General features: G+C 48.3%; 15 protein-coding genes. 11 read left to right on the top strand and 4 right to left on the bottom strand.

Features of this window, described 5'->3' with window-relative positions; all coding sequences use genetic code 11:
• Nucleotides 1-7: 7 nt before the first annotated feature.
• Nucleotides 8-1,336 (top strand): Na+/H+ antiporter family protein, encoded by a 1,329-nt coding sequence (locus LNN34_RS16360; protein ID WP_229043823.1) that lies wholly within the window; start codon nt 8-10, stop codon nt 1,334-1,336.
• A gap of 72 nt (nt 1,337-1,408) precedes the next feature.
• On the opposite strand, the gene LNN34_RS16355 is transcribed toward LNN34_RS16360, so the two are convergent.
• Complete coding sequence (locus tag LNN34_RS16355; RefSeq protein WP_101864124.1) at nt 1,409-2,011, bottom strand: biotin transporter BioY; 603 nt, start codon at nt 2,009-2,011, stop codon at nt 1,409-1,411.
• 100 nt (nt 2,012-2,111) lie between these two features.
• Between LNN34_RS16355 and LNN34_RS16350 the strand changes: the two genes are divergently transcribed.
• From LNN34_RS16350 to LNN34_RS16315, 8 genes are all read left to right on the top strand, one after another.
• Nucleotides 2,112-2,708 carry a sulfite oxidase-like oxidoreductase gene (locus LNN34_RS16350; protein ID WP_024122709.1) on the top strand — a complete coding sequence of 199 codons (597 nt, stop codon included), beginning with the start codon at nt 2,112-2,114 and terminating at the stop codon, nt 2,706-2,708.
• 212 nt (nt 2,709-2,920) lie between these two features.
• On the top strand, nt 2,921-3,784 hold the full coding sequence (gene besA / locus LNN34_RS16345; RefSeq protein ID WP_044158973.1) for a ferri-bacillibactin esterase BesA: 864 nt from the start codon (nt 2,921-2,923) through the stop codon (nt 3,782-3,784).
• Between the two features lie 187 nt (nt 3,785-3,971).
• Nucleotides 3,972-4,757, top strand: coding sequence for a 2,3-dihydro-2,3-dihydroxybenzoate dehydrogenase (locus LNN34_RS16340; RefSeq protein ID WP_059292706.1), 786 nt, complete (start codon nt 3,972-3,974; stop codon nt 4,755-4,757).
• A 25-nt stretch (nt 4,758-4,782) separates the two neighbouring features.
• Nucleotides 4,783-5,979 carry an isochorismate synthase DhbC gene (dhbC, locus tag LNN34_RS16335; protein ID WP_044158972.1) on the top strand — a complete coding sequence of 399 codons (1,197 nt, stop codon included), beginning with the start codon at nt 4,783-4,785 and terminating at the stop codon, nt 5,977-5,979.
• Nucleotides 5,980-6,007: 28 nt separating this feature from the next.
• Nucleotides 6,008-7,627: a (2,3-dihydroxybenzoyl)adenylate synthase gene (locus tag LNN34_RS16330; protein WP_069486974.1), complete on the top strand. Its 1,620-nt coding sequence runs from the start codon at nt 6,008-6,010 to the stop codon at nt 7,625-7,627.
• 25 nt (nt 7,628-7,652) lie between these two features.
• Nucleotides 7,653-8,588: an isochorismatase gene (locus LNN34_RS16325; protein WP_101864125.1), complete on the top strand. Its 936-nt coding sequence runs from the start codon at nt 7,653-7,655 to the stop codon at nt 8,586-8,588.
• An 18-nt stretch (nt 8,589-8,606) separates the two neighbouring features.
• Entirely contained in the window at nt 8,607-15,746 is a 7,140-nt protein-coding gene (locus LNN34_RS16320) for a non-ribosomal peptide synthetase (protein ID WP_229043821.1), read from the top strand.
• A 13-nt stretch (nt 15,747-15,759) separates the two neighbouring features.
• On the top strand, nt 15,760-15,969 hold the full coding sequence (locus LNN34_RS16315) for an MbtH family protein (RefSeq protein WP_044158967.1): 210 nt from the start codon (nt 15,760-15,762) through the stop codon (nt 15,967-15,969).
• A gap of 52 nt (nt 15,970-16,021) precedes the next feature.
• Here LNN34_RS16315 and LNN34_RS16310 read toward each other — a convergent pair whose 3' ends face one another.
• The 3 genes from LNN34_RS16310 to LNN34_RS16300 all read right to left on the bottom strand — a co-directional run bounded on the left by LNN34_RS16310 (nt 16,022) and on the right by LNN34_RS16300 (nt 19,274).
• The gene (locus LNN34_RS16310; protein WP_044158966.1) at nt 16,022-16,699 is read right to left on the bottom strand and encodes a YukJ family protein; all 678 of its coding nucleotides are present in this window, start codon (nt 16,697-16,699) and stop codon (nt 16,022-16,024) included.
• 113 nt (nt 16,700-16,812) lie between these two features.
• Nucleotides 16,813-17,949: an alanine dehydrogenase gene (gene ald / locus LNN34_RS16305; protein WP_229043819.1), complete on the bottom strand. Its 1,137-nt coding sequence runs from the start codon at nt 17,947-17,949 to the stop codon at nt 16,813-16,815.
• 101 nt (nt 17,950-18,050) lie between these two features.
• Nucleotides 18,051-19,274, bottom strand: a complete 1,224-nt coding sequence (locus LNN34_RS16300) for a PucR family transcriptional regulator (RefSeq protein ID WP_069487013.1) — start codon at nt 19,272-19,274, stop codon at nt 18,051-18,053.
• A gap of 516 nt (nt 19,275-19,790) precedes the next feature.
• Here LNN34_RS16300 and LNN34_RS16295 point away from each other — a divergent pair.
• Both LNN34_RS16295 and yukD read left to right on the top strand, forming a co-directional pair.
• Entirely contained in the window at nt 19,791-20,084 is a 294-nt protein-coding gene (locus LNN34_RS16295; protein WP_003220661.1) for a WXG100 family type VII secretion target, read from the top strand.
• A gap of 69 nt (nt 20,085-20,153) precedes the next feature.
• Entirely contained in the window at nt 20,154-20,393 is a 240-nt protein-coding gene (yukD, locus tag LNN34_RS16290) for an ESX secretion system protein YukD (RefSeq protein WP_010331710.1), read from the top strand.
• Nucleotides 20,394-20,398 lie beyond the last annotated feature (5 nt).

The following is a 20,398-nucleotide window of genomic DNA, read 5'->3' as shown; positions in this document are numbered from 1 at the left end:
GGGTATCATGAATGCAGTCGTAATCGCAGTGCTGCTTATGCTTGTCTTAAGCCTTCTGCGTGTCAATATAGTTATTGCTTTAATCATAGGTGCTTTGGCCGGCGGCTTAACAGGAGGACTCGGCCTGGGTGAAACGGTTAAAGCCTTTACAGAAGGGCTCGGCGGAAATGCCACCGTTGCAGTCAGCTACGCTATGCTTGGTGCGTTTGCTGCGGCTTTAACGAAAACAGGTCTTCCGGATGCTATGGTGGAAGCTTCTGTAAAATTAATTGGAAATAAAGAAGATACTCGAAAAAAGGCACTGTCTAAAGTGCTTATCGTACTGATTATTTTAATCGTAGCTTGTTTTTCACAAAACGTGGTACCGGTTCACATCGCATTTATTCCTGTGCTGATACCGCCGCTTTTGAACATTTTTAATGAGCTTGAAATGGACCGCAGGCTGATTGCGTGTGTGATTACGTTCGGCTTAACGGCTCCTTATATTTTGCTGCCTGTCGGCTTCGGCCAGATTTTCCAAGGCATGCTGAAGGACAACATGGCCGATGCGGGTTTAAACGTTCCGCTTGGCGATATTCCGTACGCGCTGATCATACCGGTTGCAGGCATGGTTGTCGGTTTGATTTTATCAGTAATCGTTTTTCGTAAACCAAAAGTGTATGAAACAAAAGAAATCTCAGGTGTAAAAGCATCTCCATATACAAAAAAAAGCCTGGGAATCGCGGTTCTCGCCATTGTAGTGTCACTCGGCGTCCAGCTTTATTTATCGCAGACCTTGGGAGTAGAAGGGATGATTATGGGGGCGCTGGCCGGCCTGATTATTCTGTTTGTCAGCGGCGTAATGAAACGTGACGAAGCGGATTCATTGATTACTGACGGTATGGTATTAATGGCCTTTATCGGATTTGTTATGCTTGTTGCAGCCGGATTCTCAAATGTATTGACAAAAACCGGAGATGTCGAGTCATTGGTCAAAACATCAGCTGGTATTATCGGGCACAGTCAGTCACTGGGTGCATTGCTGATGCTGATTGTCGGCTTGCTGATTACAATGGGAATCGGCTCATCTTTTGCAACGATTCCGGTGATCACAACGATCTTTGTGCCTCTATGTATGCAGCTCGGATTCAGCCCGATGGCAACGATTGCGATTATCGGAGCGGCTGCCGCGCTTGGCGACGCCGGTTCACCTGCCAGCGACAGTACACTTGGGCCGACTTCGGGTCTGAGTGCGGACGGACAGCATCACCATATTTGGGACACTTGTGTGCCGACATTTATCTTTTATAACATTCCGCTTGTTATTTTTGGCTGGATTGCGGCGCTTGTCTTATAGAAAAAAGGCTCTCCTTAACGGGAGAGCCTTTTTTCGTTTATCATTTCAAAAAAACGTCCATCGAAACGGTTTTTAAGTGGACGATATTTGATGTCTGTTAAAGCCGGTTGCTTTATGAATAGAGCGGTAGATCGCAGGTGCGATAAACGTCAGCAGCACAGCCAGCGCCGTGTCTTTTACCATAAACCAAGTCATAAAGCCCCAAACCGTGCCGTAGCTCACCGGTGTATGAATCCACAGCTTCAGCGCAAGATACATATAGGTGGTGCCAATGATATACATAATGGCCGTTCCGATAAGAGAAGCAATCAGAAAACGGATTTTACTTGGGTGGATTTTGCGTTCTAATAACCATCCAGCTGCGAATGCTGCAGGAATGTATGAGATAATGAAGCCGCCGCTTTTACCTGCAAATGGTGCGAAGCCCGCGGAAAACTGAGCGAACACTGGTGCCCCGGCCAATCCGACAAGCGCATATACAAGCATCGCGATAGCAGCGCGTTTGCTGCCGAGAAGCAAAGCCGCCAAGAGGCAGAAAAACGGCTGCATCGACAGCGGAATGCCGGCAACTTGCAAAAAGGGCGCGACTGATGTAATGTTGGCGCCGACAGCCATAAGTGCGGCGAACATGCCGATCAGCGCCATATCACCCGCACGAAGTTTAGGTTGTTTCATCGTTGTTCCCCCTTAGGTTTACATACACAATCATAGAGTAATAAAGATCTGAATGATTGTCAACATAAATATAATTTAGGTTAACAAAAGGAGGATTTGCATGTATTTCGGAAAAATAAAACAGGCAGATCAGTCAGGAAGAGTGCCGCCCAATCAAAATGTGACGACTTCGTTTCCTGTGCTTCATACGGGGAACGTTCCGTATTATGAGGATATGACGAAGTGGAATCTGCAAGTATACGGATTGGTTGATCACCCGATGCTTTTAAGCTTTGAAGATATAAAAGCCTTTCCTCAGTGCGAATCAGAAAATGACATTCATTGCGTGACAGGCTGGTCGCGGCTTGATAACGTTTGGCAGGGGGTAAGGACAAGGGATATTGCGGAGAAAGCCGGGGTAAAAGAAGAGGCGGGCTATGTCATTTTACACGCGGAAGAGGGCTGGACGACAAATCTGCCGCTCGATGACTTTTTGGCTGAAACATCACTGCTCGCTTATGCGCATAACGGCGAACCTTTAACGCCTGAACACGGCTTCCCGCTGCGAGGGGTGTTTCCTCATTTGTATTTTTGGAAAAGCGCTAAGTGGCTGCGCGGCATCCAATTTACGAAAGAAAATCATCCCGGTTTTTGGGAGCAGAACGGCTATCATATGAGAGGCGACCCTTGGCGGAATCAGAGATTTACATGGGATTAAGGTTCTAGTAAACGTAGGATAATCAGCATCTTTTACAGGATTTTATTTCCATATTGCTAGTCATCAGGTACCTTATTTAGAGAAGGTGCCTTTTTTATTAAGGAAAAAGTTGACTTTGTTTGCCAGAAAACCTATTATTTGAGTTGTCTAGTTGATAGTGAAAATCATTATCATAAATGCAGCCAGTTTTAAGGAGAGGAATGTCGTACTGCATGAAAAAAACAGATGGGGCTAAAGGCGGGACCTACAACGCATTTACCATTCCGGGAACGGAAGTGCGTAAAATGTCTTCACGCAATGGCAGCCGCGGCTATCAGATCTTTATCTCAAAACCGAGCACAGAGCCGCCGCCTTCTGGTTATCCGGTTATTTATCTGCTCGATGCCAATTCGATCTTCGGTACAATGTCGGAAGCTGTTCGAGTGCAGGGGCGCCGTCCTGAGAAAACAGGGGTGATTCCCGCTGTGATTGTCGGTATTGGCTATGACACAACAGAACCGTTTTCTTCTGCGCGCCACCGGGATTTTACAATGCCTACGTCTTACTCGGAGCTGCCGGTAAGGCCTGACGGCAAAGAATGGCCGGAGCATGGCGGAGCGGGGGACTTTTTAAGGTTTATTGAAGAGGATCTCAAACCGAAGATTGAACAAGATTATGAGATTGACAGAAACAGACAAACGGTTTTTGGCCACTCTCTTGGCGGGCTCTTCGTTTTGCAGGTGCTCTTAACGAAACCGGATGCATTCCAAACGTATATCGCGGGCAGTCCGTCCATTCATTGGAATAAACCATTTATTGAAAAGGAAACTGAGCGTTTCGCTTCCTGTTTAAAGAAAAACGGTCAGCCTGTCAATCTTCTGCTTGCGGCAGGAGAATTGGAAAAGCATCATAAATGCCGAATGAACGATAACGCGAAGGAGCTTTACGAGCGGCTGTCTGCTTTGGCTGAACAAGGCGTACGGACAGAATTTTGTGAGTTTTCAGGAGAAGGACATATTTCGGTTCTTCCTGTTTTGGTCAGCAGGGCATTGCGTTTCGCGCTTCACCCTGACGGTCCGCACATTTCAATGAGCTGAGAATTGTCTCAGCTCCCATATTTGTCACAAAAATTATATTTGACTGTCGAATGACATAAGGATATGATTATTTTTATAATTGATAATGATAATCATTATCAATAGGTTACGATTAATGGTAAGGTGAAGCAGTCTTTTTCGCAAAATGTCATTTTTGGCGTTACAAGCGAAGAAAGGAAATGATGAAATGAATGTAAGAGGTATAGAAGGCAAGATCGCATTGATTACAGGGGCCGCCCAAGGAATAGGTGAAGCTGTTGCGCGGACGCTTGCCGGTCAGGGGGCGCACATTGCTGCGGTTGATTACAATCCAGAAAAGCTTGAAAAAGTCGTGAACAGCCTCAAAGCTGAGGGGTGTCATGCCGAAGCCTTTCCGGCGGATGTGAGAGACAGTGCGGCGATTGACGATATCACGGCTCAAATCGAACGTGACATGGGCCCAATTGACATATTGGTGAACGTAGCGGGTGTGCTTCGGCCAGGGCTGATTCATTCTCTCAGTGATGAGGAATGGGAGGCCACTTTCTCAGTGAATTCGACTGGTGTTTTTAACGCGTCGCGCTCAGTCAGCAAATATATGATGAACCGCAGATCCGGTTCGATTGTAACAGTAGGATCAAATGCAGCCGGTGTGCCAAGGACGTCTATGGCGGCATACGCCTCATCAAAGGCAGCGGCCGTGATGTTTACAAAGTGCCTTGGCCTTGAGCTTGCAGAATACAACATTCGCTGCAATATTGTTTCTCCCGGGTCAACGGAAACAGACATGCAGTGGTCCTTATGGGCTGATGAAAATGGAGCAGAGCAAGTTATCAAAGGATCGCTTGATACATTTAAAACGGGAATTCCGCTCAAAAAACTGGCCCAGCCTTCGGATATTGCGGATGCCGTGCTCTTTTTGGTTTCTGAGCAGGCAGGCCATATTACGATGCACAATTTATGTGTAGATGGCGGCGCGACCTTAGGCGTATAACTTAACTCAAAGGAGGTTTATGAAGATGTTGGAACAAAACGTTATATCTGAAACAAAGGCGGAGCATTTGCTTCATGATTATCAGCCGGGCACTTTTTTCCTGGCTTCCCCTCACCGTGTGCTGCTTGGAAAAGGAATAAGTGAAACCGTGCCGGATGCAGACGGCCAAAACCAATTAGAAACCTTACCCGGCCGCATTGCTGAGGCGCTTAACAAAGCGAAGCAATCAGGGCAAAGCCGTCCGGTTGTTGTGGGAGCTGTTCCATTTGATCATTTGAAATCGCCCCGGCTCGTCGTTCCGGAGGAGGTACGGTGGTCGGGACCGCTTCAATTTAATCATGCCAACATCGAACAGCAGCGGGAACATACATATCAAATACAGCCTGTTCCTGCACCGGAGGACTATAAAAAAGGTGTAGAACAAGGATTGGCAAGCATTGCTGACGGCACACTCAGCAAAATTGTCCTGTCCAGATCGCTGCATCTGACATCAACTGAAGCGATACAAACGGGTGAACTGCTTCACCATCTAGCGCGGCATAATACACACGGTTATACTTTTGCAGCCGATGTATCCGGCCAAGATGATTCATCTTCCCATCGGACATTACTCGGAGCAAGTCCGGAGCTTCTCGTTTCGAGAATGGGGACTCAGGTGGTATCCAATCCGTTAGCGGGCTCTAGACCTCGCAGTGATGATCCTGTTGAGGATCAGCGCCGGGCCGATGAATTGCTTTCCTCCGCAAAGGATCTTCATGAGCATGCTGTTGTGGCTGATGCGGTTGCTGCCGGGCTGCGGCCTTTTTGCCGGACGCTGGACGTTCCGGAAAAGCCTTCGCTGATCCAAACTGAGACGATGTGGCATTTGTCCAGTGTCATTAAAGGAGAGCTTTCCGATCCGACTGTAACCGCGCTGGAACTAGCCGCCGCGCTTCATCCTACGCCGGCAGTCTGCGGAACACCGACTGACCTTGCAAGAGAAGCCATCCGGGAAATTGAACCTTTTGACCGCGGTTTCTTCACCGGCATGGTAGGCTGGTGTGACGATGCAGGCGATGGCGAATGGATCGTTACGATTCGCTGTGCAGAGGCTGAAGAACGTTCACTTCGTCTTTTTGCAGGTGCCGGTGTTGTATCTGGATCAAAAGCAGAGGACGAGCTCCAGGAGACATCCGCAAAGTTTCGGACAATGCTTCGCGCAATGGGTGTCAATCACATATGATCAGAAATAAATGCAGGAGGGAAACAGCATGCTGAATGGATTTACGCCTTGGCCCAAGGAGTTTGCGGAAAAGTACCGGGAGAACGGCTGCTGGGCCGGTGAGACTTTTGGAGACATGTTAAGAGACAGGGCTGCCAAACATGGCGATCGTATCGCGATTACATGCGGGGACACCCATTGGAGCTATCAAGAGCTTGACACAAGGGCTGACCGTCTGGCAGCCGGATTGCAGAAGCTCGGTATTAAACAAATGGATCGTGTAGTGGTGCAGCTGCCGAATATCGCGGAGTTTTTCGAAGTCATCTTTGCGCTTTTTCGGCTGGGAGCGCTCCCGGTCTTTGCACTGCCCTCTCATCGAAGCAGTGAGATTACATATTTTTGCGAGTTTGCTGAAGCGGAGGCTTATATCATCCCCGATTCTCATTCGGGATTTGACTACCGCACACTTGCCAGACAGGTTCACAGCAAGCTGCCGTCCTTGAAACACATCATTGTCGCAGGTGAGGCGGAGGAATTCCAGCCGCTTGAGGCATTGCATACAGAACCTGGCGAGCTGCCTGAAGTAAAATCTTCGGATGTGGCGTTTCTCCAGCTTTCTGGCGGAAGCACCGGCTTATCGAAACTGATACCGCGAACCCACGATGATTATATATACAGCCTGCGGATGAGTGCGGAGGTTTGCTGGCTTGATCACAGCACTGTGTACTTGGCCGCATTGCCGATGGCGCACAATTACCCGCTGAGCTCACCCGGGGTGCTAGGCGTATTATACGCTGGAGGAAAAGTGGTTTTATCTCCTTCTCCGAGTCCGGATGACTCGTTCCCTTTGATTGAACGGGAACAGGTGACAATAACAGCTCTTGTCCCGCCGCTTGCAATGGTATGGATGGACGCTGCTGCCTCACGAGATGCCGATTTATCAAGCCTTCAAGTGCTGCAGGTAGGCGGCGCGAAATTCAGCGCTGAAGCCGCGCGCAAAGTGAAATCTGTATTCGGCTGCACCTTGCAGCAGGTCTTCGGAATGGCGGAAGGGCTCGTTAATTATACAAGGCTTGATGACCCAGAGGAAGTAATTGTTAATACCCAAGGTAAGCCGATGTCTTCTTATGATGAAATACGTGTGTGGGATGATCAGAACCGTGACGTGAAACTTGGTGAAACGGGGCACCTGCTGACACGGGGACCGTATACGATCCGGGGATACTATAAGGCTGATGAGCACAATGCGGCTTCGTTTACCGAGGACGGTTTTTACCGCACTGGCGATCTAGTGAGACTGACACCCGACGGTTATGTTGTCGTGGAAGGACGGGCAAAGGATCAAATCAACCGCGGCGGAGAAAAAGTGGCGGCTGAAGAGGTTGAAAATCATCTTCTGGCGCATCCGGCTGTGCATGATGCGGCAATGGTCTCAATGCCTGACCAATTTCTTGGTGAAAGATCATGTGTTTTCATTATTCCCCGGGATCAAGCGCCGAAAGCCGCAGAGCTCAAAGCTTTTCTAAGAGAACGCGGGCTTGCAGCATATAAAATTCCAGACCGGATCGAATTTGTTGAGTCCTTCCCGCAGACAGGGGTAGGAAAGGTAAGCAAAAAGGCGCTTCGCGAAGCGATCGCCGAAAAACTTCTTGCAGGTTCGAAAAAATAGAAACGATTTGAAAGGGAGTGTTCAAATGGCTATTCCTGCCATTCAGCCGTATCAAATGCCGACAGCGTCTGATATGCCAACAAACAAAGTATCATGGGTGCCTGATCCAAATCGGGCAGTCTTCTTAATACACGATATGCAGAACTATTTTGTCGACGCGTTTACAGCAGGAGCGTCTCCGGTAACAGAGCTTTCAGCAAATATACGCAAGCTGAAGGATCAATGTGTTCAGCTCGGGATACCTGTTGTCTACACAGCGCAGCCAGGCAGTCAAAATCCGGAGGACCGTGCATTGCTGACTGATTTTTGGGGACCTGGATTAAGCAGCGGTCCTTACGAGGAAAAAATTGTGGCCGAGCTTGCACCGGAAGACGATGATCTCGTATTGACAAAATGGAGATACAGCGCATTTAAGAGAACGAATCTGCTTGAGATCATGCGTGAACAGGGGCGCGATCAGCTGATCATCTCCGGGATTTATGCTCATATTGGCTGTCTCGTTACAGCATGTGAAGCGTTTATGGAGGATATCGAAGCATTTTTTGTTGCTGATGCAGTTGCGGACTTTTCTCGGGACAAGCATAAAATGGCGCTTGATTATGCGGCTGGGCGCTGCGCGTTTACGCTGATGACCGACAGCTTGCTTGATCAGCTGAAACATACGCCTTCTGCGGCTCAAAAGCCATCAGAAAAAGCTGAAAAACATGTATTTACCTGCGAGAGTATCCGAACACAAATTGCTGAGCTTCTTCAAGAATCGCCTGATGATATTGCAGATAATGAAGACTTACTGAATAGGGGACTTGATTCTGTAAGGATCATGACATTAGTTGAACAATGGCGCCGTGAAGGAGCCGAGGTGACATTCGTCGAACTGGCTGAACGGCCGACAATAGAAGAATGGCAGAAATTGCTTTCAATCCGCATTGAGAGAGTGCTGCCAAACACGGACTATTTATAAAAGGAGGTAAAAAAACGGATGCCTGATACAAAAGATCTTCAATACTCTTTAACCGGAGCGCAAACCGGTATTTGGTTTGCTCAGCAGCTTGATCCGGACAATCCAATCTACAATACAGCCGAATATATAGAAATCAACGGCCCAATCAACATTTCTCATTTTGAAGAAGCTTTACGGCACGTGATAAAAGAAGCGGAATCACTTCATGTCCGCTTTGGTGAAGATATGGACGGGCCTTGGCAGATGATAAATCCATCACCGGATGTACAGCTCCAAGTCATTGACGTCAGCTCTGAGCCTGATCCGGAAAAGACAGCTTTACACTGGATGAAAGCTGATTTGGCAAAGCCGGTCGATTTACAGCATGACCCATTGTTCCGCGAAGCTTTGTTTAAAGCCGGGCCTCAGCGTTTCTTTTGGTATCAGCGCATTCACCATATTGCGATCGACGGCTTTGGGTTTTCTCTGATCGCCCAGCGGGTTGCACATGCTTATACTGCACTTGCAGGAGGGCGGTCCGCTGATGATCGTTCCTTCGGCTCTTTGCAGGATATTTTGGAGGAGGACGCAGCGTACCGCTCGTCTGAAACATATGAAGAGGATCGGCAATTCTGGCTGAATCGTTTTGCGGACAGGCCTGAAGTTGTCAGTTTAGCAGAACGTGCGCCGAGAACCTCAAAAAGCTTTCTGCGCCAGATTGCTTATTTGCCGCCATCAGATGTAAACGCGCTGAAAGAGGCGGCGCGCTATTACGCCGGAAGCTGGCATGAAGTCGTGATTGCGGCATCAGCTGCTTATGTGCACCGTATGACCGGCTCTGAGGATGTTGTGCTCGGACTGCCTATGATGGGACGGATGGGATCGGCATCCTTGAATGTTCCGGCTATGGTGATGAATCTTCTCCCGCTGAGGCTGTCTGTGAGTCCTTCGATGAGCTTTTCTGAGCTTGTGCTGCAAATTTCCCGGGAAATCCGCAGTATCCGGCAGCATCATAAATACCGCCATGAGGAACTGCGGCGGGACCTGAAACTAATAGGAGAAAATCATAGATTATTTGGCCCGCAAATTAATCTTATGCCTTTTGATTACGGTCTCGACTTTGCCGGAGCCCGGGGGACGACGCACAATCTGTCAGCCGGTCCTGTTGATGATTTGTCGATAAATGTCTATGACAGAACAGACGGAAGCGGGCTGCGAATTGATGTGGACGCCAATCCTGAAGTATACAGTGAGTCAGAAATAAAGGTCCATCAGCAGCGGATCTTACAGCTTTTACAAACGGCGTCAGCCGGTGAGGACATGCTGATTGGGCAAATGGAATTTCTTTTGCCTGCAGAAAAAGCACGGGTCATAAGCGAATGGAATGAGACAGCAAAATCCGAGCGGCTGTTCAGCCTTCCGGATATGTTTCAGGAACAGGCTGACCGTTCCCCTGAACGTATCGCCCTGATTTGCGATCACAGTCAATTAAGCTATCAAGAGCTGAATGAACAAGCAAACCGCCTCGCGCATCTTTTGATAGAAAAAGGGCTTGGCCCGGAGCAGTTTGTCGCCTTGGCCCTGCCGCGGTCTTCCGAAATGATAGTTGCAATGCTCGCCGTACTAAAGACTGGTGCTGCTTATCTTCCGCTTGATCCGGAGTTTCCTGCCGACAGAGTTTCATACATGCTGAAGGATGCAAAGCCATCATGCATTATAACGACTGAGGAAATTGCAGACACTCTGCCTGACGATCTAAGGGCACCGCAGCTTGTGCTGGATCTGCCTGTGACAAAAGAGATTGTGAAGCGTTATTCTGCCGACAATCCAAATGTACATGTATCTCTTGCTCATCCGGCGTATATTATTTATACATCAGGATCAACAGGGAGGCCAAAGGGTGTTGTTGTCACGCTGAAAAGTTTAAGTAATTTTCTGCTGTCTATGCAGGAGACATTTTCTCTCAATGAACAAGACAGGCTGCTGGCTGTGACGACTGTCGCTTTTGATATTTCTGCTTTAGAATTATTCCTCCCGCTTATCAGCGGAGCGAGTATTGTTGTTGCTCAAAAAGAAACAACTCGTGAGCCGCAGGCATTAGCTAAAATGATTGAATATTTTGATATAACGATTATGCAGGCAACGCCGACCCTGTGGCATGCGTTGGTCACAAACGAGCCTGAGAAACTTCGGGAGCTCAGGGTGCTTGTCGGGGGAGAGGCGCTTCCGAGCGGGCTTTTGGAGGCCTTGCAGGCGCTTGATTGTCCAGTGACTAATTTATACGGTCCTACTGAAACAACCATTTGGTCTGCGGCAGCTTTTCTCGAAAAAGGAGTACAGGGTGTGCCTCCGATCGGAAAGCCGATTTGGAATACGCAGGTATATGTGCTCGATAATAGTTTGCAGCCCGTTCCGCCAGGCATTGTTGGAGAGCTCTATATTGCGGGAACCGGGTTGGCCCGCGGATATTTAGGGCGCCCTGATTTAACGGCGGAGCGCTTTGTTGCTGACCCGTACGGACCCCCGGGCACACGAATGTACCGAACCGGAGATCAGGCCCGCTGGCGTGCGGATGGGTCTCTGGATTACATCGGGCGGGCCGATCATCAAATCAAGATTCGCGGTTTCCGCATTGAGCTTGGAGAAATTGATGCCGTGCTTGCTAAACATCCGCAAACGAAACAGGCTGCGGTTGTCGTTCGAGAGGACCAGCCGGGAGATAAACGATTGGTGGCGTATCTGGTCGTTTCTTCAGCTCTAGATATTGCTGAGCTTCGCCGTTATGTCGGTGCCAGTCTGCCTGATTATATGGTGCCAGCGGCATTTGTGGAGATCGATGAACTGCCATTAACACCTAACGGCAAGCTTGACCGGAAAGCATTGCCGGCACCTGATTTTGGGGCGTCTGTCACTGATCGGGGACCGCGAACGCCTCAAGAAGAGATACTGTGTGATCTGTTTGCGGAGGTTCTAGGTCTTGCACGTATAGGCATCGATGACAGTTTCTTCGAGCTGGGCGGCCATTCTCTCCTTGCTGCCCGTTTGATGAGCCGGATTCGTGAGACGATGGGAGCCGAGCTGGGCATCGCCAAGCTCTTTGACGAACCGACAGTTGCCGGACTTGCTGCACATCTTGATCAGGCGCAGAGTGTCCGTCCCGCTTTGCAAAAAGCTGAACGTCCCGAGAACATTCCGCTTTCTTTTGCACAGCGCCGGCTATGGTTCCTCCATTGTCTGGAAGGGCCAAGTCCTACATATAATATCCCGGTTGCCGTCCGTCTTTCAGGTGAACTGAACCAAGAAGCGCTGCAAGCGGCCCTATATGATCTCATCAGCCGCCATGAAAGCCTTCGGACCACTTTCCCTGAATCACAGGGGACATCTTATCAGCGCATTTTGGACGCCGATCAAGCCCGTCCTGATTTATATGTTACAGAAATGAAGAAAGAGGAGCTTTCTGAGAGGCTTGCCGATGCTGCTCGCTACAGCTTTGACCTTGCAGCTGAGCCTGCTTTCCGGGCCGAGCTTTTTGTTATCGGTCCCGACGAGTACGTGCTGCTGCTGCTCGTGCACCATATTGTCGGAGACGGATGGTCATTGACTCCTCTGACTCGTGATCTGGCTGCTGCTTATACCGCGCGCTGTCACGGGAGAGCTCCCGAATGGACACCGCTTGCTGTGCAGTATGCGGATTATGCGCTCTGGCAGCAAAGTCTGCTAGGAAGCGAGCATGATCCAGACAGTTTGATTGCCGGTCAGCTTGCTTTCTGGAAAGATAGACTGAAAGATCTGCCCGATCAGCTCGAGCTGCCAGCCGATTATTCACGACCTGCTGAGCCGAGTCATCAAGGGGATACAATCCATTTCCATATAGGCTCAGAGCTTCACAGCCGATTGCTGGAGCTGGCCCGTGCCAATAGAGTAAGTCTGTTTATGGTGCTTCAATCAGGACTTGCCGCCTTGCTGACAAGGCTCGGAGCTGGAACTGATATTCCAATTGGAAGCCCGATTGCGGGGCGGAATGACGATGCGCTTAGTGATCTTGTGGGACTGTTTATCAATACATTGGTGCTCAGAACAGACACCTCTGGTGATCCGAGTTTCCGTGAGCTTCTTGACAGAGTGCGGGAAGTGAATCTGGCAGCCTATGAAAATCAGGATCTGCCGTTTGAAAGACTTGTAGAGGTGCTCAATCCTGCTCGCTCCCGGGCCACGCATCCATTATTCCAAGTCATGCTCGCGTTCCAGAACACACCTGACGCAGAGCTGAGCCTGCCTGGTACAGAAAGCAGCCTGCACATTCACAGCGTAGGATCTGCCAAATTTGATTTAACATTAGAAATCAGTGAAAGCCGTCTTGATGACGGGACACCAAATGGACTGGAAGGGCTGCTTGAGTACAGCACCGATCTATTTAAACGGGAAACTGTTCAAGCTCTTGCTGAGCGCCTTCTGCGGCTGCTTGAGGCTGCCGAGGCTGATCCTGATCAGAAAATCGGAAGACTGGATATTCTGGCACCAGAGGAACGCAGCATCACGGTAACGGATTGGCAAAGTGTATCTGAAAAGATTCCGCAAGCGTGTCTTCCGGAGCTGTTTGAGAAGCAAGCTGCGCTGAGCCCTGATTCCATTGCTGTCGTTTATGAAGATAAAGCGATGAGCTATATGGAGCTGAATGAAAGGGCGAACCGGCTTGCCAGGCTGCTGATCAGCAAAGGCGTCGGACCGGAGCAATTTGTGGCATTAGCTTTGCCTCGCTCATTGGATATGACTGTTAGCCTGTTAGCGGTACTAAAAGCGGGAGCTGCATACTTGCCGCTTGATCCGGACTATCCGGCTGACCGAATCGCTTTTATGCTGAGCGATGCGCGGCCTGCGTTTATCATCACGAGCTCACAGGCGGAAAATCAAATCCCGCCTGCAGAAAATGTGCAGAACATTGTGCTGGATAATCCGGAATTACGCGAAAAACTAAAAACATACAGTCCTTTGAATCCGGATAATACGGACAGGATTCGCCCGCTGTCACCTTTCAGCACGGCTTATGTTATTTATACATCCGGTTCAACAGGCGTTCCAAAAGGCGTCATGATTCCTCACCAAAATGTGACGAGGTTATTTGGAGCGACCGATCACTGGTTCCATTTCGGTTCAGACGATGTGTGGACAATGTTCCATTCCTACGCGTTTGACTTTTCTGTTTGGGAGATTTGGGGACCTTTGCTGCACGGCGGCCGCCTTGTTATCGTGCCTCATGACATCAGCAGATCTCCGGAAGCGTTTCTGCGTCTGCTGGTAAAAGAGGGTGTGACCGTTTTGAACCAGACACCATCAGCGTTCTATCAGTTTATGCAGGCGGAAAGGGAGCAGCCTGATCTCGGACAGGCGCTCAGCCTTCGATATGTTGTTTTTGGCGGAGAAGCGCTTGAACTCAGCCGTTTAGAGGATTGGTATCATCGCCACCCTGAACAGGCGCCGAAACTGATCAATATGTATGGTATTACTGAAACAACCGTGCACGTCAGCTATATCGAATTGGACCGGAATATTGCAGCTTTACGAGCAAACAGCCTGATCGGCTGCGGAATTCCCGATCTTGGGGTGTATGTGCTTGATGAGCGTTTACAGCCGGTTCCGCCGGGTGTGGCTGGAGAACTGTATGTGTCAGGAGCCGGATTGGCCCGAGGCTATTTAGGACGGCCCGGTTTAACGGCGGAACGCTTCATCGCTGACCCGTTCGGGCCTCCGGGCACACGGATGTACCGCACGGGAGATGTAGCCCGCAGGCGTGCTGACGGTTCTCTCGATTATGTCGGCCGTGCCGATCATCAAGTGAAAATTCGGGGCTTCCGGATTGAACTGGGAGAAATTGAAGCTGCGCTTGTTCAGCATTCACAGCTGGAAGATGCGGCAGTGATCGTTCGTGAGGACCAGCCGGGAGATAAACGTTTGGCAGCTTATGTCATACCTTCCTCGGAAGAAACGTTTGATACGGCGGAACTGCGCAGGTATGCTGCTGAGAGACTGCCAGATTACATGGTGCCTTCAGCCTTTGTGACGATGAAAGAATTGCCGCTGACGCCGAATGGAAAGCTTGACCGTAAAGCGCTGCCTGCTCCAGATTTTGCTGCTGCGGTGACAGGTCGCGGGCCGAGAACCCCGCAAGAAGAAATCCTTTGTGACTTGTTTATGGAAGTGCTTCATTTGCCGCGTGTCGGTATTGATGACCGTTTCTTCGATTTGGGCGGACATTCCCTGCTCGCAGTTCAGCTGATGAGCCGCATACGTGAAGCGCTCGGGGTTGAACTCAGCATCGGCAATCTATTTGAAGCGCCGACTGTGGCAGGGCTTGCCGAAAGACTGGAGATGGGATCAAGCCAAAGCGCACTTGATGTTTTGCTGCCGCTCCGAACAAGCGGGGACCGACTTCCGTTGTTTTGCGTACATCCGGCGGGCGGACTTAGCTGGTGTTATGCAGGGCTGATGACATCTTTAGGAACGGACTATCCCATCTATGGACTGCAAGCACGGGGAATTGGACAGCAGGAGGCGCTTCCGAAAACACTCGATGACATGGCTGCCGACTATATAGAACAGATTCGGACGATCCAGCCGAAAGGGCCGTACCATTTGCTTGGCTGGTCCTTAGGCGGAAATGTCGTTCAAGCAATGGCAACACAGCTGCAAAAGCAAGGGGAAGACGTTTCTCTATTGGTGATGCTGGACGCCTACCCAAACCACTTCCTTCCTATAAAAGAGGCACCGGATGATGAGGAAGCGCTTATTGCCCTTCTCGCGTTAGGCGGGTACGACCCAGACAGCTTAGGAGACAAACCGCTTGATTTTGAAACAGCCATTGAGATTCTGCGGCGAGATGGAAGCGCACTTGCCAGTCTGGACGAATCGGTCATTTTGAATCTAAAGAATACGTACGTCAATTCTGTCGGCATTTTAGGCTCATATGCACCGAAAACCTTCCGTGGAAATGTTCTGTTTTTCAGATCAACCATCATTCCTGAATGGTTTGACCCAATTGAACCTGATTCGTGGAAGCCTTATATTGACGGACAAATTGAACAAATCGACATTGACTGCCGCCATAAAGATCTCTGTCAGCCGGAACCGCTCGCAGTTATCGGCCGGGTTCTGTCGGCTAAATTGGAAGAAATGAATCAATAAAGGAGGAAAAGCAATGGCAAATCCTTTTGAAAATGCGGATGGCATATACCTTGTTCTCATCAATGAAGAGGGCCAATATTCCTTATGGCCCGGCTTTATCGATGTGCCGAGCGGCTGGACAGTCGTTCATGAACAAAAAGGGCGTGAGGCTTGTCTGGACTACATCCAATCGCATTGGAGCGATATGAGGCCGAACAGCCTAAAGCCTGTCGAAAATGTCTAAATGCATTGACGGTAAAAAAAAGAGACTGCGGCAGGCAGTCTCTTTTTCTATCTTACGCAGACGTTTGGGTATGATCGCAATCTCTGACAGGGTTCCCGTTTTCATCCGTACACCATGACTGGGATAAGAACGCCAAAAACACAGCCGCCCACTGATCGGCAAATTGAATCAGAATACCTCCGTCGTGCCAAGAGCCGTTGTCTTTTTTCCAGCGGGTATCCAGCGCATTGCCTTGATTCATGTGGATATTGTGCATACCGTTTGTCGGGGTAAAGCCGAATATTTTATCTGCCGCCTGTTCAGGTCCAAATTTTGATCCAAATATATAAACCGGCGCTTTCTCTTCTTTCGCTTTCTTCATATACGTTTCAATAAAGTCATTTAAATCATTATCAGGCCCCGTGATTTCATGAGGCAAAGGCTTCATTTCCCGTGAATCAAAAAGATTGCCCCGCACATAATCCAGGGCTATTTCACGGTTTTCGTCATTGATCTTCGTATATCCATACGGCATGTTCGGAAGAATGGTAATTGAGCTCGAATCAAACTGATCATCAGCTAAATACAATACTTCTGATTCCTCGGAACTGGACATGACATTGATGGCGCACCTGTAATACGTATTCTCTTCACCGAGCATCTTCACTTGGAAATGAGGACTGTCATCATCTGTTTCCCGCTTCATATCTAAGACAACGCCTTTTAACACGCCATATTGCTGAACAGCCATATGAATCCTCCTTTATGATCAAGTTCTTCGTTTTAATTCGAGACATCATTTCCATTTTCCTTTTTCAAAGATAAAAAAAGCCTGCAGAAATTTTTCTGCAAGCTCAATATGAATTAAGCGCCCGCCACAGATGATTCATCCTGTAAGGCTTTTTCGGCAGGGACGTATTCGTATCCTAAATCTTTGGCAACCGCCTCATAGGTCACGTGGCCGTTTGCTGTGTTTAATCCCGCTCTTAGTGCCGCATTGTCTGCGAGTGCTTTTGCTACCCCTTTGTTTGCGATTTGCAGCGCGTATGGAACCGTGACGTTCGTTAACGCAATTGTTGATGTGCGAGGCACAGCGCCCGGCATGTTCGCAACTGCATAGTGAACGACGCCGTGTTTTTCATATGTCGGCTGATCGTGTGTCGTAATGTGATCGACAGTTTCGACGATGCCGCCTTGGTCAATTGCAACGTCCACAATCACTGAACCAGGCTTCATTTGTTTCACCATTTCCTCTGTGACAAGCGTTGGAGCTTTAGCACCAGGGATTAACACGGCGCAAATGAGAAGGTCCGCTTCGGCTACCGAGTCGGCGATATTGACCGGGTTAGAAATTAACGTTTTAATTTGATGGCCGAATATATCATCAAGCTGACGCAGGCGATCCGCGTTTAAGTCGATGATTGTCACATCCGCACCCAGGCCGACAGCCATTTTCGCCGCGTTGGTTCCGACCGCGCCTCCTCCGATAATGGTTACCTTTCCGCGGGCAACGCCAGGCACTCCGGCAAGGAGGATTCCTTTTCCGCCTTTCGGTTTCTCTAGGAACTGCGCTCCGATTTGCGCTGCCATTCTGCCTGCCACCTCGGACATCGGTGTAAGCAGAGGCAATGTCCGTCCCTCACTTACCGTTTCATACGCGATCGCTGTGACGCCTTTATCCTTCAGTGCCTGTGCAAGCTCCGGTTCAGCCGCTAAGTGGAGGTAAGTAAACAGCACAAGCCCTTTCCGGAAGTATGCATATTCTTCCGGAAGCGGTTCTTTGACCTTCATGACCATTTCAGCGTCCCAGACCTGTTTCGGATCAGCAATGATTTCCGCTCCTGCTGACTCATAAGCTTCATTTTCAAAGCCGCTTCCAAGGCCTGCGCCTGATTCAACCAGCACGCGGTGACCGTTTGAAACGAGCTGTGAAACGCCCCCAGGCGTCAATGCGACACGGTTTTCATTGTTTTTTATCTCTTTAGGAACCCCTATGATCATATCTATTTCCCCCCGTATATGTGATATGTTTAGTGTAGCTTGATTTTTTGGAAAATTCTTTGTTTGAAAAAGAAAATAAAAAAACAAGGGTTTGTGAAATTTCACAAACCCTTGTTTCGAAGTTTGATATCCAAATATATAGTAAACTTTTGATTCACATTTTTTAAATCGATCTCAGCGATCTGGCTGATTCGCTTCAGCCGGTAATTCAATGTATTAACGTGAATATTCAAGACCTTAGAAGCGGTATTCACATTGCTGTCGGCTTCAATAAAACGTTCGAGCGTTTCGACCATATTGGACTGGTGATCCCGGTCGTACTGCTCGAGTTTTGAAAGGGAGTAGTTGAAATATCCCGTTTTCTTCCGTTTCTCATCTAACACGTCCAAGTATTGATAAATGCCTAATTCTGAAAAACTGAAAAGATGCTTGGTTTCTTCAGCAAATCGTTCTTTTGCTTTTAATACGGACAATGCTTCCTGGTATGAACGGCAGACAAACGAAATGGAGTTGTATATTCCGCCAATTGCAATAGAAGCATCCTCTATTTTATAACGTTCCCTCAGCTGCCTTTGCGTGCTGAAAGCGAACTGTTTTAAATCTTGAAAAGGACGATCCGTTTTTGGCGCGGTTAAAATGATAAGTTCATTGGAATCAACGGTTGTCAGCAGAGCATGAACTTGCTGGGTCGTTTCCTGCAGATAATGAAGCTGCTGTTCTGTTTTTTCGGTCAGCTCGCCGTTTACCCGGATGATCATCACGGAAAATTCAGAGGGAACGACCATTCCAAGCTTGTTAAACCCATCCGTCATGTCCTGTTCTTGATAGATGTGTCCGGTCAGCATTTTCCAGAAAAATTCTTGGCTGCGCTCCTCATTTTTCGTTTTTCGGATTTGGAGCTTAAGCAGCTTGTTTCTGACTGCATTAGCCGCCATTTTTAATGTCAGCAGATCATCATCCGACAGTGTTTTTTGAATTTCAAGCGCCCAAATAAAACCCAGCACCTGGTTGTTCTTCCAAATCGAAATCGCGACGCGGTTGCTTAGTCCGACTTCGTCAATTTCCTTCACTCTGATCGGCTGGTCCGTTTTTAGCAGTGCGGGAATCGTCCCGTCTTTCCACAATTTATTAATAACCTTCTCCGGCACTCTTCTGCCAATGATCGTAGACGTCCGTGCAGGATCAGTACAATCGCTGTGGGTGCTGTAGGCTAGCAGTTTGTGGTTCACATCTTCAATGGTGATCGGACATTGCAGCACTTCACTGATATGATCAGCCACATCTTCCAGTCTGTCAAAACTGTATTTAAACGGATCCTTTGGCATGGTCATCATTATCCCTACTTTTCCATCCTTTTATTCTTTGCTCTCTTTGACATCAAATCGTCTTGCTTTTATTATGATTGTTCTTGTTTGTGAAAATCAACAACAAAGAATGACAGTATAATAGAAGTGAACAAAGTCAAAAAACACTTTTTAAATATAATGAGATACATGTTCTGTCTTGGCGGGGAACAGGCTGATGAATATTTCTGAAAAACTGAACCTTTCAGAGATGGTGCTGTAGCATCAAATTTTCTGAAAGGTTTTTTTTGGGAGTTAGAGAATCGTTTGGGCCTTTTGGATTATTTGAAGAAGGCGGAGTGGATTGAGAAAATAAACCTATTTGTTTAACAAAATATGTAATTTTTAAGAGGTGAGAGGTAAACCATTGGACTCATTTTGTAAAATTAAAACATATTTGTTTGACTGTACCGAAAAACTGTTTTTATAATAATTACGTTCTAAAAATAAGTGAATTAGCCCATATTTAGGCTGATGGCACAGGAGGTAATGAGGAATATGGCAGGATTAATTCGTGTCACACCCGAAGAGCTAAGAGCGATGGCGAAGCAATATGGCGTTGAAAGCCAAGAAGTATTAAATCAGGTTGATCGTTTAAACCGAATGATCTCTGATTTAAAAAGCATGTGGGAAGGTGCTTCTAGCGAAGCGTTCGCAGATCAATACGAGCAGCTCAAACCTTCATTTATCAAAATGTCAGATTTGCTTCAAGATGTAAACCAGCAGCTTGATCAAACAGCAAATACTCTTGAGTCTACTGACCAAGACATCGCAAATCAAATCCGCGGATAACAGTATGAAAGGGAAGGAGCGCCTGATTCACCAGAAGACGGCGCTCTTTCTATGTAAGGGTGAATGAACATGTATATTGATATTACGATAGATTTGAAACATTATAACGGAAGTGTCTTTGATCTCAGATTGTCAGATTACCACCCGGTGAAAAAAGTCATTGACATCGCTTGGCAGGCCCAAAGCGTTTCCATACCTCCGCGCGAAGGGCACTGGATCAGAGTGGTCAATAAGGATACGGTGTTTTCCGGAGAATGCAAGCTATCTGATTGCGGCATTACAAGCGGAGACCGGCTTGAAATATTATGAAAGGA

Origin of the sequence: Bacillus sp. AF23 (genome assembly GCF_020861455.1) — a bacterium.
Taxonomy (GTDB): domain Bacteria; phylum Bacillota; class Bacilli; order Bacillales; family Bacillaceae; genus Bacillus; species Bacillus halotolerans.
The sequence above is the reverse complement of the archived record's forward strand: the minus strand, read 5'-3'. Positions and strand labels throughout refer to the sequence as shown.